This is a genomic window from Serratia sp. A07 (assembly GCF_058725505.1).
The window spans coordinates 164510-179134 of record NZ_JBZXDO010000007.1 but is presented as its reverse complement, the minus strand read 5'-3'; the positions used below and the strand labels follow the sequence as shown (position 1 = coordinate 179134).

The following is a 14625-nucleotide window of genomic DNA, read 5'->3' as shown; positions in this document are numbered from 1 at the left end:
TACAGCGTGGCGCTCCTGCGCTCTGCGTTGATGCGGATGATCACAACGCTGCGGAGCGCGGGATTCAGTTGTTGCCAAGTCGTTGAATGATTGCCGAGTATTTGCGCTGGGTACGTCTGAGCGCCTCCTCAAATGAAAGCGGTTTTTGCGTGGCTGGCGCCGGCGACAACGGTTTTGTTTTGTCAGTGTTACGCATTCAAGTCCTAATAATCAGTGAGATAGCTACCTAATGGCGTCGGTTATTCCTGTTTGTTGCCTAATTTACGCCAAAATTAGGCAGCAAAAACAACAAATGGGTAAGTGGACGCGGCGGGCCCCTGGCAGAGCATGGTACCCGCTGGAATGGTGGGTTACTTCTTGTTTTGGTATTTGCTCAAGTAGGGGTAATTTCCCGCCAGGCTTCCCGCTGGCGTTGCGTTTGTCTCACCTTCTTTGGCCGGTGCCGGCGCCGATCGCGGCGTTACCGCTGCTGCATCACCGAACATTGATCTCACCGCATTCAATACCACCGCGGCATAACTGCATTGCTCTTGGCGAGAACGCTTGATAATCGCTTCATCAAGGTCAATTGGTACGCGCACCGAACGGTGCGCGGTAGGTTTATAGTGTCGTTTTGCCGTCGTCATCATATTCATGCCTTTAATGTCACACAGAAGGTGATTCTTTCATCCTGATAACGCTTCTCCAAGGCGTGAAAGGTTGTCGCTGTTCTACGACATATTTCAATGATGGAGCCAACTGCCAAAGGGCTTTACCGTTAGTTCGTCCCACAGGCATAGGCCTGTTTCACTTTGTTAGGAGGATTGAGGGTGATGAGTCAAGATAAGAGTCACACACGCAGCGAACTGGAGCGTGCCAAATCGGCATTTGAAGCCGAGCAAGAAATCATTAACAGCAAGAGTGCAATATTGGCCCGGCTTATTAGATCTTTAAACACGAGAAAGCAGGGGGTAAAAAAAGAAAATCCTGGAATGGTGGACGAAGTAATCGATAATGCCGGTGTTATTCCTGATGAAGTAGAGTCTGAAATGTTTGAGCGTTTTATGACTCAGCGGAAAATTGAACTTGAACAGCAGGCCATTGAGAAGTTACAGCTCGATATTTTGGAAAAAAAGATTGCCATTGCCGATAGTGCCAATGCCTACAGCAATGCATATTCCAGATGTGTTACGCCTATGGTAGAGCGCGAGGTTGAGTTATTGCTCAATGAAATAGATGAAGTCTTTGCTGAGCGTATTGGCCGTGTTATTGGTCTTATTCAGGCTGTTCGCGATCCCATGGGTGGAAACGCGGCATTCAGAAAACTGGTAAGGCAAGAAAATGACCCCATCACGAAGATTATGGATAAATTGAGCCATATCGTGAATAAAATTGATTGGGTTGAACATGCATTGAAATGGGCGCCTGAAGAATTCCCCGGTCAATATCCTCGCAGTGTGATTAACGCGCTGGAAACGGGTGTTACGCCTGCCCAAGCTAAGCGCATGGAGCACGATGTAGAGTATAAACGAGCGATAGCAAATGGCATGGTGGATGCGTTAAGCCCAAAGGTTTTATATCAAACGGGAGAAGCATGTGAAGCCCATCGCGTTATCAGCACCATTATTGGCCGCGCTGGAAATTGATAAATAACCACCTGAAAGGAAAATAGTATGGACAGAATTAAGTTGACGATTGAGAATCGCGCTCATTATTTTTCACAAGAAGAAGCGTTACGGTTAATGGAAGAGTGCCAAAAACAATTGGCAACCAAGCCGGGCGGGATTTTGATGCTTAGTAAAAGAGGCTTCGCGGGGAATAAGCCCGCGAATGATGGGATGGAAGTTTGTGATTGCTGATGTTTAAAGTTCTTTGCTGATGTCTTTACCGGGCAATATATTATTACATTGCCCGGTTTTTATTTTTTCTTTAGAGTGGTCGATTTCTTCAAGGGTTGTAAAACAATGTCCACAAAAAATATTTCTGCATTGATGGAAACGGCGATAGCTCCCTTCTTTTATCTGAAATACAGATGTTACGTTTGCTGCTGAACCACATTTATTACAGGGAAACATTCATTCCACCTTTATGCTTCATAGCAATCAAAATTATACGATGAAAACACAGCATCGTCGTGATTAAGTCCGTTGAGTGTTGATTCATAACACTGCCAGGAATTAACCAATATGCCGCAATGGGAATTGGTGCATTTTCGGTAGATCCGTTTGATGTCGGGAGAGTGCATCTCACTCGTACGCGTTCTCAAGGGAGAACCGCAACAAGGACATTTTGGAGAGCGTTTAAGCGAAGTTCGAGCCATCAAGCGCTTGGGGTTAGAGGATGTGCCTGGTGAGATGATACAAAGCAGGTAAACTCTTGTCACGTTCGGTTGATCACGTAGTGGATCACGGAAGTTATGTTATTAACGTAATAAAATAAAAATAAATTAATTAAATCAATAAGTTAATGTGTTTCGTTGCTTCTGTGGCGATAACTTAACATGACGGGTGGCGATTCCTTGTGCTCCGCAGACGGAGCATTCAATGCAATAAGGCTTATAATCTGCACAGTATAAACTGTCTGGCCGGGAAAAACTGGACTCCGTTGCCGCAGACGTTCACAGAAAGGGACAGGACGATGAGCAAACAGGCGATTTTGGCGAACTACCCCGACGCGGCGCGCTGGGCGTTCGGCGACGGCCCCGAGTTGGCCGACGAACTGCTGCAGTTGGTGCTGAGCGGGGAAAAGACCGCCACCTGCAGCTCCTATGCGAGCTATCGCCGGGAGCAAACGCCGATGATCGGCGACGATAGCATTATTCTCGACGGCCGCGGCGAACCGGCCTGCGTGATCAAAACCCTGGCGCTGCGCCTGGTGCGCTACGACCAGGTGACCGCCGAGATGGCGGCCAAAGAGGGCGAAGGCGACAAAAGCCTGGCGTTTTGGCGCGAGGGGCATCGGGAATTTTTCACCCGCGAAGGCACTTTTGCGGCGGATATGTGGCTGGTGTTCGAAGAGTTTGCGCTGGTGGAGATTTTATAGCGGCCCCAGCGCGGCCACCACCTGCTCGCGCAGCCAGCTGTGGGCCGGGTCGAGATGGGAGCGTTCATGCCATACCATCACCATGTCGTAACCCGGCATCTCCAGCGGAGCCGCGCAGGTGCGCAATTCCCCCAACAGTTCCCCCAGCATGCGCGAAGGCAGCATGGCGACCATATCGGACTTCGCCAGCAACGCGGGAATAAACAGGAAGTGCGGCACCGACATTACGACCCGTCGGGTTAGCCCCTGTGCGGCCAGCAGCGTATCGATCTGGGTACGAAAACCGCCGCCATCTTGCGAAACCATCACAAACTCAAGCTGGCAGAACTGTTCGAGTGAGGGCGGCCGTTGCAACAGCGGGTGATCCCGGCGGCCGACCAGCAGGTAGTTCTCGTGAAACAGCGGCCGATGGCGCAGCTCCGCCGGCGCTTCTTCCCGGCTCAGAAAACCGAGATCGATCACCCCGTCCGCCAAATCGCGGCTCATGCGTTTGGGCGCCGCTTCGCGGATCGCCAGACGGGATTTCGGCGCCGCCAGCCGCAGACGGGGCAGCATCGGCAGCAAAATTGCGTATTCAGCGGCATCGGCGGCGGCCAGCTGCCAGGTGACTTCCGCCTGCCGCGGATCAAAGGGCTGCTCCGGCGCGACCAGGCGGCCCACATCGGCCAGCGTTTGGCGCAGCGGTGCCAACAGGCCGAGCGCGCGCGCCGTCGGCAGCATGCCGCGCGGGTTCGGCAGCAGCAGCGGGTCACGGTAGATCTCACGCAGCTTGGCAAGCTGAATGCTGACCGAAGGCTGGCTGAGATTGAGGCGCGCCGCCGCCCGCGTCACGCTGCGCTCGCTGAGCAACGCTTCCAATGTGACCAAAAGATTGAGATCGAGCCGCTTTAAATTGTTGATAACTATTCCCCGAATTAAATCTATCAATTTTAACTATAGCGCCGATCTCCCTACCGTGGAACGGACGCCGGAACAGACCGGTGAAACCGCAACGGAGAGGGGGACGATGATGAAATTGAGCGAATACGTGAGCTACGATGCGCTGGGATTGGCCGAATTGGTGCGGCGTGGCGAGGTCAGCGCAGCGGCGCTGCAACAGGCGGCGCGGGCCGCCGTCGAGGCGGTGAACCCGGCGATTAACGCGGTGGTGGAACACTGGGAGCAGCCGCCGGAACAAGACGACGGGCCTTTGTCGGGCGTGCCTTTCCTGATCAAGGACATCGCCATCAGCATGGCAGGCAAGCGCGTTGAGCTGGGCAGCCGGTTGGCGCAGGGCAGCGTCGCCGCCGCCGACAGCCATCTGATGAGCAATATCCGCCGGGCCGGGCTGGTGACCTTTGGCCGCACCAGCACGCCGGAAATGGCGTTCAGCACCACCACCGAGGCCGTGCTTTACGGTGCCACGCGCAACCCTTGGAACCTGGATTTCAGCGCCGGTGGATCCAGCGGTGGCGCCGGTGCGGCGGTTGCCGCCGGTATGGTGCCCATCGCTCACGCCACCGACGCCGCCGGCTCGATTCGCGTACCGGCTTCGTCAAACGGGGTATTTGGTCTCAAGCCTACGCGCGGTCGGGTGCCGCATGGCCCGGTGATGGATGAGGTCTTCAACGGCTTTGGCGTCCAGCTGGGTCTCAGCCGCACGGTGCGTGACAGCGCCGCGTTGCTGGATGCGATGCAGCGTCCTCACGTTGGCGAGCCGTATTACACGGCGCCGCCGGCGCACAGCTGGTTATCGCAGGTGACGCGGCAACCGGGCAGGCTGCGCATCGGCATGATGACCGAGGCGTGGAACGGCGGAAAAACCGAGTCGAACATCGCCGGCGCCACGGCGGAAACGGCGGTGTTATTGGCGGCGTTGGGGCATCAGGTCAGCGAAACGGAAATGGCGATCGGCGTCAGTTGGCAAGAGTTGGTGTTCGCCAATGCGCAAATCTGGTGCGCCAATCTGGTCGGCTGGGTCGATGGTCTGAGCCAAGCGAGCGGACGGGCTATTTCAAGCGAAACGCTGGAGCCGGAAACGCTGGCCTGCTATCGCTACGGCCAGGCGGCCAGGGCGGTGGATATGGTGCGTGCGCTCGAGGTACGCAACCGGGTGACTCGCGCAGTCGGCGCCTATTTCCAGCAATACGACCTGCTGCTGACGCCGACGCTACCCGACCTGCCCTGGCGGCTTGGCCGTTATGGCGCGAATGCGGCGAATATGGACGGGCTGGAATGGACGGCACATTTGTTCGATCATTCACCGTTCACCCCGGTATTTAACGTCGCCGGCGTACCGGCGATGTCGGTGCCGCTGGCCCAGGATGCGCAGCACAACCTGCCGATAGGCATGCAGTTTGTCGCCGGTTTTGGCCGTGAGGATCGGTTGTTGCAGCTGGCCGGACAGCTGGAACGCGCCGCGCCCTGGCATGGGCGGCGTCCGGCGATTTGGGCGGGGAATGCCGTTTAATAGCGGTAAAAAAGCAAAATATCCGCTATGTTGCCGAGAGGTGTTTGATGGCGGGCCGTCGGCTCGACGCTGCACCCTGGAGGCGATATGAGCTGCATTTTTTGCGACATCGTGGCGGGCAAGGCGCCGTGCCATAAAATCTGGGAAGACGACGACCATCTGGCGTTCCTGTCCATCTTTCCCAACACCGACGGCTTCAGCGTGGTGATCCCCAAGGCGCACCACCCGAGCTACGCCTTTGACCTGCCGGACGAGGTGTTGAGCGCGCTGATGCTGGCGACCAAGCGGGTGGCGAAGCAGCTGGACCGCGCGTTCGACGACGTCGGCCGCTGCGGCATGGTGTTCGAGGGCTACGGCGTCGACCATGTGCACGCCAAACTGATCCCGCTGCACGGCACCGCGTCGCTGGATCAGTGGCGGCCGATCGAATCGACCTCGCCGAAGTTTTTCGAACGTTACGAGGGCTATATCTCCTCCCACGACGCCGCGCGCGCCGACGACGAACAGCTGGCGGCGCTGGCCGCCCGCATCCGCCAAAGCGCCGTTTAAGGCACGAACGATCAACGCCGGGCATTGATTTTCCTGTTGTCTGGCTCCATGTTAGAGATTCATACGCATTTTAAGGCTCGCCCCCGCGGCGGGCCCCAACGCTAATCAGGACTGCCCTATGACAAATCCGTTGCTGACCCCGTTTTCCCTGCCGCCGTTCTCGGCGATCCGCCCTGAAGATATCGTGCCTGCGGTGCAATCCGCGCTGGCGGACTGCCGCGCTGCGGTAGAGCGCGTGGTTGCGCAGCCGGGGCCGTTCACCTGGGACAATCTGTGTCAGCCGCTGGCGGAGTCGGACGATCGCCTGTCGCGCATCTGGTCGCCGATCGGGCACCTGAACTCGGTGAAAAACAGCCCGGAGCTGCGCGCCGCCTATGAGCAGGCGCTGCCGCTGCTGTCTGAATACGGCACCTGGGTTGGCCAGCACGAAGGGCTGTACCAGGCCTACCGCAGCCTGAAAGAAGGCGCGGCGTTCGAGGCGCTGAGCGTGCCGCAGCGCAAGGCGGTGGACAACGCGCTGCGCGATTTCGAACTGTCGGGCATCGGCCTGTCGGCGGATAAACAGCAGCGCTACGGCGAGATCGTCGCGCGCCTGTCCGAACTGGGTTCCACCTACAGCAACAACGTGCTCGACGCCACCATGGGCTGGAGCAAACTGATTACCGACGAAGCCGAGCTGAGCGGCCTGCCGGAGAGCGCTCTGGCGCAGGCACAGGCGATGGCGCAGGCCAAAGAGCAGGACGGCTGGCTGCTGACGCTGGACATGCCGAGCTACCTGCCGGTGTTGACCTACGCCGACAACCGCGCGCTGCGCGAAGAGATGTACCGCGCCTTCGCCACCCGCGCCTCCGATCAGGGGCCGAACGCCGGCAAATGGGACAACAGCGAAGTGATGGCGGAAACGCTGGCGCTGCGCCACGAGCTGGCTCAGCTGCTGGGCTTCGATACCTACGCCGACAAGTCGCTGGCGACCAAAATGGCGGAGAGCCCGGAACAGGTGATCGGCTTCCTGAGCGATCTGGCCAAGCGCGCCCGCCCGCAGGCCGAGCAGGAGCTGGCGCAGCTGCGCGCCTTCGCCAAACAGCACTATGGCGTGGACGAGCTCGAAGCCTGGGACATCACCTATTACGGCGAAAAACAGAAGCAGCACCTGTTCTCCATCAGCGACGAGCAGCTGCGCCCGTACTTCCCAGAGCAGCGGGTGGTGGAAGGGCTGTTCGAAGTGGTGAAACGCATTTACGGCATCACCGCCAAAGAGCGTAAAGACGTGGAGACCTGGCATCCGGACGTGCGTTTCTTCGATCTGTTCGACGCCGACGGCGAGCTGCGCGGCAGCTTCTACCTCGATCTGTACGCCCGCGAAAACAAACGCGGCGGCGCCTGGATGGACGACTGCGTCGGCAGCCTGCGCAAGGCCGACGGCACGCTGCAAAAACCGGTCGCTTACCTGACCTGCAACTTCAACCGCCCGCTGGGCGACCAGCCGGCGCTGTTCACCCATAACGAAGTGACCACGCTGTTCCACGAGTTCGGCCACGGTCTGCACCACATGCTGACGCAGATCGATACCGCCGGCGTCTCCGGCATCAACGGGGTGCCGTGGGATGCGGTCGAACTGCCGAGCCAGTTTATGGAAAACTGGTGCTGGGAGCCGGAAGCGCTGGCGTTTATCTCGGGCCACTACCAGAGCGGCGAGCCGCTGCCGAAGGCCATGCTCGACAAGCTGCTGGCGGCCAAGAATTACCAGGCGGCGCTGTTCATCCTGCGCCAGCTGGAGTTCGGCCTGTTCGATTTCCGCATGCACTTCGAATACAGCCCGGAAAAAGGCGCGCAGATCCTGCCGACGCTGGCGGAAGTGAAGAAAATGGTGGCGGTGGTGCCTTCGCCAAGCTGGGGCCGCTTCCCGCACGCCTTCAGCCACATCTTCGCCGGCGGCTATGCGGCGGGTTACTACAGCTACCTGTGGGCGGAAGTGCTGTCGGCCGACGCCTACTCGCGCTTCGAAGAAGAGGGGATTTTCAACGCCGAAACCGGCAAATCCTTCCTCGACAACATCCTGTCGCGCGGCGGTTCGGAAGAGCCGATGGCGCTGTTCAAACGCTTCCGTGGCCGCGAGCCGCAGCTGGATGCTATGCTGCGCCATTACGGCATTAAAGGATAACCCGACACGTGAGCGTGTGTTTATTGTGTGAAGCAGGCGCCGATCCCGGCGCCTTGTCTGTTTTGGCGCAGCGCTGGCAGCTGGTGTCCGACGACGACGCGCCGATGGCGCTGGTACTGACCCCGCAGCGGCTGGAGCTGCGCAAGCGCGACGAGCCGAAACTCGGCGGGATCTACGTCGATTTCGTCACCGGCACCATGGCGCACCGGCGCCGCTTCGGCGGCGGCCGCGGCGAGGCGGTGGCCAAAGCGGTCGGCATCAAGGGCAGCTATCTGCCGGACGTGGTGGACGCTACCGCCGGGCTGGGGCGCGACGCCTTCGTGCTGGCGGCGCTGGGCTGCCGGGTACGGATGCTGGAGCGCAATCCGGTGGTGGCGGCGTTGCTGGACGACGGTCTGCAGCGTGGCTATCAGGATGCGGAAATCGGCCCGTGGCTGCGCGAGCGTCTGACGCTGCTGCACGCCTCCAGCCTGACGGCGCTGGCGGATCTCAGCCCGCGCCCCGAGGTGGTGTATCTCGATCCGATGTTCCCGCACAAGCAAAAAAGCGCGCTGGTGAAAAAAGAGATGCGGGTGTTTCAATCGCTGGTGGGCAGCGACGATGACGCCGACGGCCTGCTGGAGCCGGCGCGCCGCCTGGCGACCAAGCGCGTGGTGGTGAAACGTCCGGACTACGCGCCGCCACTGGCCGACGTGCCGGCGCACGCCGCCACGCTGACCAAAAGCCACCGTTTCGATATCTACATGCCGCTGTAATGTCTGCCGGGCCCGCGGTGTCGGGCCCTCAGTTTTCCTCCCGCAAACTTTTCCCCACGCCGCCGCCCGGATGCACCGCCAGCAAGGCCTCCTTGTCGTAACCGCTGCGCGCCATCAGGCAGGCGCAGGCGGCGTCGAAGATCGCCAGCACCAGCACAATTGAGGTGGTGGCCAGCATGTTCAGCGGATCTATCTCCTTTTGCACCCCGGTGGCGATCGTCAGCTGCGCCGCCTGCGCGATGGCGGAATGCGGGTTTTCCGTCACCGCGATCAGCGTCACGCCCTTGGCCTGCAGCGTTGGCAGCAGGCGGGTCAGCTCGTCGGAATTGCCGCCGCGCGAGATCAGGATCAGCAGATCGTCGGCGCGCAGAAAACCCAGATCGCCATGCGCCGCGCCGGTGGCGTCGAGGTAGACCGCCGGCCGTTCCACGCAGGCCAGCATGTGGGCTATCTTGCGCGCCGCAATCCCCGAGGTGCCGACGCCGGTGACGGCGATTTTACCGCGGCAGTCGGCCAGCAGCGCCAGCAGCCGCTGCCAGGTGCGCGCGTCGAGGCGCTCGCCCAGCTGCGCCAGCTCCTGGCTGTAGGTTTGCCAACCCTGCACGGCCTGCCGCCATTCCTGCTGCATCACGCCTCCTCCTGCATCAACCGGCGGTATTTCATGTGGTCGTTGTACAGCTCGTGGAATACCCGGTATTTGCGGTCGTAGTAGCTTTTTATCTGGTTGGTCTGCGGCGTGACCGTCTTGCCGATGCGGCTCATGGCGCTCATCGCCTCCGGCAGGGTGTCGAACACGCCCGCCGCCACGGTGCCCATCATGGCGCCGCCCAGCAGCATCGCTTCGCTCTCCTCCGGCAGCAGCATGGCGCAGCCGGTGGCGTTGGCGTGCTCCTGCACGAAGATCGGGTTCTTGGTGCCGCCGCCGCTGGCCATGATGGTGTCGATGCTGTAGCCGCTGTGGTTCATGGTTTCGATGATGTGGCGGGTGCCGAGCGCGATGGCCTGAATGGTGGCCAGGTAGTGCAGCGCCATGTCCTCCGGCGTGCGCGACAGCTTCAGCCCGGTCAGGATGCCGGTCAGCGTCGGGTTGGCGCGCGGCGAGCGGTTGCCGTGGAAGTACGGCAGCATATGGATGTCCTGCGTCAGGAAGGCGATATTCTCCGGCTCGCCGGCCATGCGGCGCAGAATGGCGTTCAGCACTTCATAGATGGTCTGTCCCTGGGTTTTCGCCTGCGCCAGCAGCTCCGGGTAGCACGGGTGCGACTGGATGACGTGGTCGATCAGCGCGCCGGTGGCGGACTGGCCGCCCTCGTTCAGCCAGTATTCCGGCAGGATCGCCGAGTAATACGGCCCCCAGACGCCGCCGATAAAGCGCGCGGTGCGCGACATCGCCATGTGGCCGGTGGAGGTGCCGCCGATCAGCGCGACGCGGCGGTTGAAGTCGGCCACCTCACCGGAGACGCCGGTGGCGCCCAGCGTGCCGAGAGTGCCGGCGTGGGCGTCGATGATCGACACGCTCACCGCCGTGCCTGCGATCAGCCCCATCTCGCTGGCGGCGCGCTGGGTCAGGCCGTGGCCCAGCGGCTCGCCCATCATTTTGACGTCGCTGCCGATCTTGGCCGCGTCATGTTCCAGCACGTCTTCCAGCCCGATCTGCTGGAAGTAGCTCTTGTCCCAGCGCTGTTCGTGGCCGAGATAGGTCCACTTGCACACCGTCGAGCACAGCGAACGGGTGGCGTCCTGGGTGGCGCGCCAGGTGAGGAAGTCCGGCAGATCGAACAGGTAACCGGCGTTGGCCCAGGTGGTGGGCATGTGCTGTTTCAGCCACAGCAGTTTCGGCGTCTGCATCTCCGGCGAAATGATGCCGCCGACGAAGTCCAGCACCCGGTGTTTGGTGGCGTTGATGCGCTCGGCCTGGGCGATCGCCCGGTGATCCATCCACACGATGATGTTCTGTTCGGTGCGGCCGGAGGGGCTGACGGTCAGCGGCTTGCCCTCTTTATCCAGCACCACCAGCGAACAGGTGGCGTCGAAGCCCAGCCCCTTGACCTGAATCGGGTTGATGTCGGCCTGGTTGACCGCGTCGCGCACCGCATTGCACACCGCCTGCCAGATGTTATCCGACGACTGCTCGACGAAATCCGCCTTCGGCCGGTACAGATCGATGGCCCGGCTGGCCTGACCGACCATGTGGCCATTGAGATCGAATACGCCCGCGCGCGCGCTTCCGGTGCCCACATCTACGCCAATAAAATAGCTCGCCATTATTTTCTCCTCAGGCTTTTCGATTCTGTAACGCGATAAACAGGATCAGCACGCCGCCCCACAGGGCCATGGTCAGGTAGCTGCTGACCCCCAGCAGATTGAGGCCGCTTTCCAACATTTGCAGCACGATCAGCGCCAGCACCAGCCCCAGAATACGGCCGAAACCGCCGTCTGGGTTAATGCCGCCCAGCACCGAGGCCAGAATGGTCACCAGCAGATAAGATTCGCCGTAGCCGGCCTTGGCCGAGTTGAACTTGGCCATCATCAGCAGAGCGGCGCCCCAGCCGAGCAGCGCCGACAGGATATACACCGCGATCTGCACCCGTGCGGTGTTCACGCCGCTGAAGCGGGTGGCCTGTTCGTTAGAGCCGATCAGGTACAGGCTGCGGCCCAGCGTGGTGTGCTCCAGCAGCAGCCACAGCCCGGCCGCCACCAGCAGGAACAGGATCAGCGCCACCGGCACGCCGAGCACGGCGCCGTTGCCGAGAAATTGAATCGCCGCCGGGAAGCCGGAGATCACCGCGCCGTTGGACAGCAGGATATTCAGGCCGGTGATCAGCGTCATGGTGCCGAGCGAGGCGAGGATTGGCGAGACGCCGATCCAGGCCACCAGCGCGCCGTTCAGCGCGCCGATCGCCACCGCCACCAGCAGGCCGGCCAGCAGCGCCAGCGCCAGGAACAGCGGCTGGTCGGGATGGCTGACGATGATCGCCGCCATCACCAGCGAACAGGCGTTGGCGCCGGCGATGATCGACAGGTTGATGCCGCCGGTCAGCATGGTGATGCCCATGCCGAGCGCCAGCAGGCCGAGGATCGGCAGCTGCGAGGCGATCGACTGGAAGTTACCGAGGCTGAAGAAGCGCGATCCGAGCAGCCCGGCGAAGAGCAGCGCCACCGCGATGATGATCGCGCCCTGCAGGCGAATGATCCGATCGCTTGGGATCAATCGAGTTAACTGCGTCATGTCAGATCTCCTTGAGCAGCTAGCGTTTTTCGTTCCAGGCGGTGGTGCTGATGCTGATCAAAATGATCGCGCTGCTGAACACCTGGTGCCAATAGGCCGAGACGCTGAGCAGCGTCAGCCCGTTTTGCAGGAAGGCCAGCAGCACCACGCCGAGCAGGGTGCCGGTCAACGAGCCGCGGCCGCCGCTCATGCTGGTGCCGCCCAGCACCACCGCCGCCAATACTGTCAGCTCGAAGCCGAGCAGCGAGTTAGGGGCCACCGACTGGGTGATCTGCGCCTGCACCACCGCCGCGACGCCGGCCAGAATGCCCATGTAGCCGTAGACGCAAAAATGCAGCCGCAGCAGGTTCAACCCCAGGCGCGACGCCGCGTCGCGGTTGCCGCCCATGGCGTAGATCTGGCGCCCCAGCCGGGTGCGGTTCATCAGCACACCGGTGACGACGATGGTCGCCAGCAGGCACAGCAGCGGCAGCGTCAGGCCGTAGTCGTAGCCGTCGGCGCCCTGGAACGAGAACCAGTTGATGCCGTTCATGAACCAGTCCGGGAAGCCGTACAGCCAGGTGCCGTTAGTGGCGTACACCAGCAGGCCGTAGAACAGGTTAAGGGTGGCGATGGTGATGATGATCGCCGGCACTTTCAGCCAGTACACCAGGAAACCGTTCACCAGCCCGAGCAGCAGGCCGACGCCAATCGCCAGGGCGAACGCCAGCGGAAAGCTGCCGCCGTGCTGGATCACCCAGCTGGCCATCACATACTGGGCGATGGCGGTGACCGCCGGGAACGAAATGTCGATGCCGCCGGCGATCAGCACCACGAACAGCCCGCAGGCCAGGATGCCGAGCGTCAGGAATTCGTCGGTGCCGGCGCTCAGGCCGATCGCCAGCAGCAGCACCAACAGGCCGAGATAAAACTCGTGCCGCCCGGCCAGGCGGGCCAATAATGACTTATCCATTCACCACCTCGGCGATCTGTTGCTCGGTACTCTGGTGCGGCGCGAATTCGGCGATCAGTTCGCCCTTGCGCATCACCATCACCCGATGGCTGTTGTAATAGGCTTCCGGGATCTCGTCGCAGATCATCAGCACCGCCATGCCCAGCTGCGCCAGATCGCGGGCGATCTGGTAGATCCCCTCTTTGTTGGCGATGTCCACGCCGACGGTGGGCGAGTCGAGGATCAGGATCTTCGGCTGGGTCGCCACCCATTTGGCGATGGCGATGCGCTGGGCGTTGCCGCCGGACAGGGTTTTCACCGGCAACGCGCTGTCGGACACCTTGATGTTCAGATCGCGGATCAGCCGGTTGACCAGCTCGGTCGCCTTGGCGTGATCCAACAGCCCGAGCGAGGTATGCAGCCGATCGAAGACGGTGACGATGGTGTTATCGTAGATCGATTGTTCCATGATCAACCCCTGCGTCAGGCGATCCTCCGACACATAGCCGATGCCGTGGCGCACCGCTTCGCGGTTGTTGTGCAGCTGCACCGCCTGGCCCTCGATGCGGATCTCGCCGCTGTCCGGCCGCGTCATGCCGAACAGGCTGAGGCACAGTTCGGTGCGGCCGGCGCCGAGCAGGCCGACGATCGAGACGATCTCGCCGCCGCGTAGCGCCAGATTGACGTTGCGGTATTTCTCGCCGCGGCTGAGGTTGCGCACCTCGAGCAGCGGCGCCTGTTCGGCCGGCGGCAGCGGCGGCAGCGGGCTGTAGTGGAAGCGTTGGCCGGTCATCAGGAACGCCAGTTCATGGCTGTCCAGTTCGCTGGCCGGCCAGGTGCCCACCAGCTTGCCGTCGCGCATCACGCTGATACGATCGGCGACTTCCATTACTTCATCCAATCTGTGGCTGACGAATACCACGCAGATGCCGGCCGCCTTCAGCTCGTTGACCACCCGCAGCAGGCCGTCGACCTCCTGGCGGGTCAGCGAGGCGGTCGGTTCGTCCATGATAACCAACCGCGCCTCGGCGGCGATGGCGCGGCAAATCGCCACCAGTTGCCGATCGGCGATCGACAGTTTTTCCACTTTTTTATCGGGATCGATGTGTACGCCGACCCGCGCCATGGCGTCGAGCGCCGTCTGGCGCATCACCCGCTTGCGCACCCAGAAGCGGCCGCCGGGCAGGTAACGGTGAATGGCGATGTTCTCCGCCACCGTCAGGTTGGGGAACAGCGACAGGTCCTGGTAGATCACCTGTATGCCGTAATAACCGGACAGCTGCGGCGTCAGGGCGTGGAAGAGTTTGCCTTCCAGCGAAATGTTGGCGCCTTTTTCCGGCTGATAAACGCCGGAGATGATTTTAATGATGGTGCTTTTGCCGCAGCCGTTTTGCCCGGCCAGGCAGTGCACTTCGCCTTTATTCAGCGTCAGGTTGATCTGGTCTAATGCCAGCACGCCTGGGAATCGCTTGCTGATATTCTCCAGGGTGATAAATGCGGGGGAGGCTGTCATAACGTTAACCTGTGCTT

Annotated in this window: 16 protein-coding genes; 7 read left to right on the top strand and 9 right to left on the bottom strand. The window is 61.0% G+C overall.

The window, feature by feature from the left end:
* Positions 1 to 350: 350 nt before the first annotated feature.
* Entirely contained in the window at positions 351 to 629 is a 279-nt protein-coding gene (locus tag AC4PR2_RS10410; protein WP_492175094.1) for a hypothetical protein, read from the bottom strand.
* Positions 630 to 812: 183 nt separating this feature from the next.
* Between AC4PR2_RS10410 and AC4PR2_RS10405 the strand changes: the two genes are divergently transcribed.
* Positions 813 to 1625 (top strand): hypothetical protein, encoded by an 813-nt coding sequence (locus AC4PR2_RS10405; protein WP_492175093.1) that lies wholly within the window; start codon positions 813 to 815, stop codon positions 1623 to 1625.
* A 27-nt stretch (positions 1626 to 1652) separates the two neighbouring features.
* Complete coding sequence (locus AC4PR2_RS10400; RefSeq protein WP_492175092.1) at positions 1653 to 1838, top strand: hypothetical protein; 186 nt, start codon at positions 1653 to 1655, stop codon at positions 1836 to 1838.
* A gap of 3 nt (positions 1839 to 1841) precedes the next feature.
* Here the strand turns inward: AC4PR2_RS10400 and AC4PR2_RS10395 are convergent, their stop codons facing one another.
* The gene (locus AC4PR2_RS10395) at positions 1842 to 2054 is read right to left on the bottom strand and encodes an ogr/Delta-like zinc finger family protein (RefSeq protein WP_492175091.1); all 213 of its coding nucleotides are present in this window, start codon (positions 2052 to 2054) and stop codon (positions 1842 to 1844) included.
* An 11-nt stretch (positions 2055 to 2065) separates the two neighbouring features.
* Positions 2066 to 2299 carry an ogr/Delta-like zinc finger family protein gene (locus tag AC4PR2_RS10390; protein WP_492175090.1) on the bottom strand — a complete coding sequence of 78 codons (234 nt, stop codon included), beginning with the start codon at positions 2297 to 2299 and terminating at the stop codon, positions 2066 to 2068.
* A gap of 317 nt (positions 2300 to 2616) precedes the next feature.
* Here AC4PR2_RS10390 and AC4PR2_RS10385 point away from each other — a divergent pair, with 317 nt between their 5' ends.
* The gene (locus tag AC4PR2_RS10385; protein WP_443014715.1) at positions 2617 to 3021 is read left to right on the top strand and encodes an ASCH domain-containing protein; all 405 of its coding nucleotides are present in this window, start codon (positions 2617 to 2619) and stop codon (positions 3019 to 3021) included.
* On the opposite strand, the gene AC4PR2_RS10380 is transcribed toward AC4PR2_RS10385, so the two are convergent.
* Positions 3016 to 3921, bottom strand: a complete 906-nt coding sequence (locus AC4PR2_RS10380) for a LysR family transcriptional regulator (protein ID WP_033649404.1) — start codon at positions 3919 to 3921, stop codon at positions 3016 to 3018. The two genes, AC4PR2_RS10385 and AC4PR2_RS10380, sit on opposite strands and share 6 nt — an antisense overlap.
* Before the next feature lie 106 nt (positions 3922 to 4027).
* On the opposite strand from AC4PR2_RS10380, the gene AC4PR2_RS10375 reads away from it, so the two are divergent.
* From AC4PR2_RS10375 to rsmJ, 4 genes are all read left to right on the top strand, one after another.
* Complete coding sequence (locus AC4PR2_RS10375; protein ID WP_230201703.1) at positions 4028 to 5470, top strand: amidase; 1443 nt, start codon at positions 4028 to 4030, stop codon at positions 5468 to 5470.
* Between the two features lie 87 nt (positions 5471 to 5557).
* Entirely contained in the window at positions 5558 to 6019 is a 462-nt protein-coding gene (locus AC4PR2_RS10370) for an HIT family protein (RefSeq protein WP_159318763.1), read from the top strand.
* 118 nt (positions 6020 to 6137) lie between these two features.
* Positions 6138 to 8180 (top strand): oligopeptidase A, encoded by a 2043-nt coding sequence (prlC, locus tag AC4PR2_RS10365; RefSeq protein ID WP_149571556.1) that lies wholly within the window; start codon positions 6138 to 6140, stop codon positions 8178 to 8180.
* 8 nt (positions 8181 to 8188) lie between these two features.
* Positions 8189 to 8935, top strand: coding sequence for a 16S rRNA (guanine(1516)-N(2))-methyltransferase RsmJ (gene rsmJ / locus AC4PR2_RS10360; RefSeq protein ID WP_087762442.1), 747 nt, complete (start codon positions 8189 to 8191; stop codon positions 8933 to 8935).
* A 28-nt stretch (positions 8936 to 8963) separates the two neighbouring features.
* Here the strand turns inward: rsmJ and AC4PR2_RS10355 are convergent, their stop codons facing one another.
* Genes AC4PR2_RS10355 through AC4PR2_RS10335 form a run of 5 tightly spaced genes read right to left on the bottom strand, consistent with a single transcriptional unit; the run spans position 8964 to position 14608 of the window.
* Positions 8964 to 9563: a KpsF/GutQ family sugar-phosphate isomerase gene (locus tag AC4PR2_RS10355; RefSeq protein WP_060424423.1), complete on the bottom strand. Its 600-nt coding sequence runs from the start codon at positions 9561 to 9563 to the stop codon at positions 8964 to 8966.
* Positions 9563 to 11200: an FGGY-family carbohydrate kinase gene (locus AC4PR2_RS10350; RefSeq protein WP_087762443.1), complete on the bottom strand. Its 1638-nt coding sequence runs from the start codon at positions 11198 to 11200 to the stop codon at positions 9563 to 9565. Before AC4PR2_RS10350 ends, AC4PR2_RS10355 begins: the two co-directional genes overlap by 1 nt.
* Positions 11201 to 11210: 10 nt before the next feature.
* A complete protein-coding gene (locus AC4PR2_RS10345) occupies positions 11211 to 12164 on the bottom strand; it encodes an ABC transporter permease (RefSeq protein WP_060424425.1) in 954 nt (317 codons plus the stop codon).
* A 19-nt stretch (positions 12165 to 12183) separates the two neighbouring features.
* The gene (locus AC4PR2_RS10340; RefSeq protein ID WP_492175088.1) at positions 12184 to 13116 is read right to left on the bottom strand and encodes an ABC transporter permease; all 933 of its coding nucleotides are present in this window, start codon (positions 13114 to 13116) and stop codon (positions 12184 to 12186) included.
* Positions 13109 to 14608 (bottom strand): sugar ABC transporter ATP-binding protein, encoded by a 1500-nt coding sequence (locus AC4PR2_RS10335; protein WP_439069692.1) that lies wholly within the window; start codon positions 14606 to 14608, stop codon positions 13109 to 13111. The genes AC4PR2_RS10340 and AC4PR2_RS10335 overlap by 8 nt, the downstream gene beginning before the upstream one ends.
* Positions 14609 to 14625 lie beyond the last annotated feature (17 nt).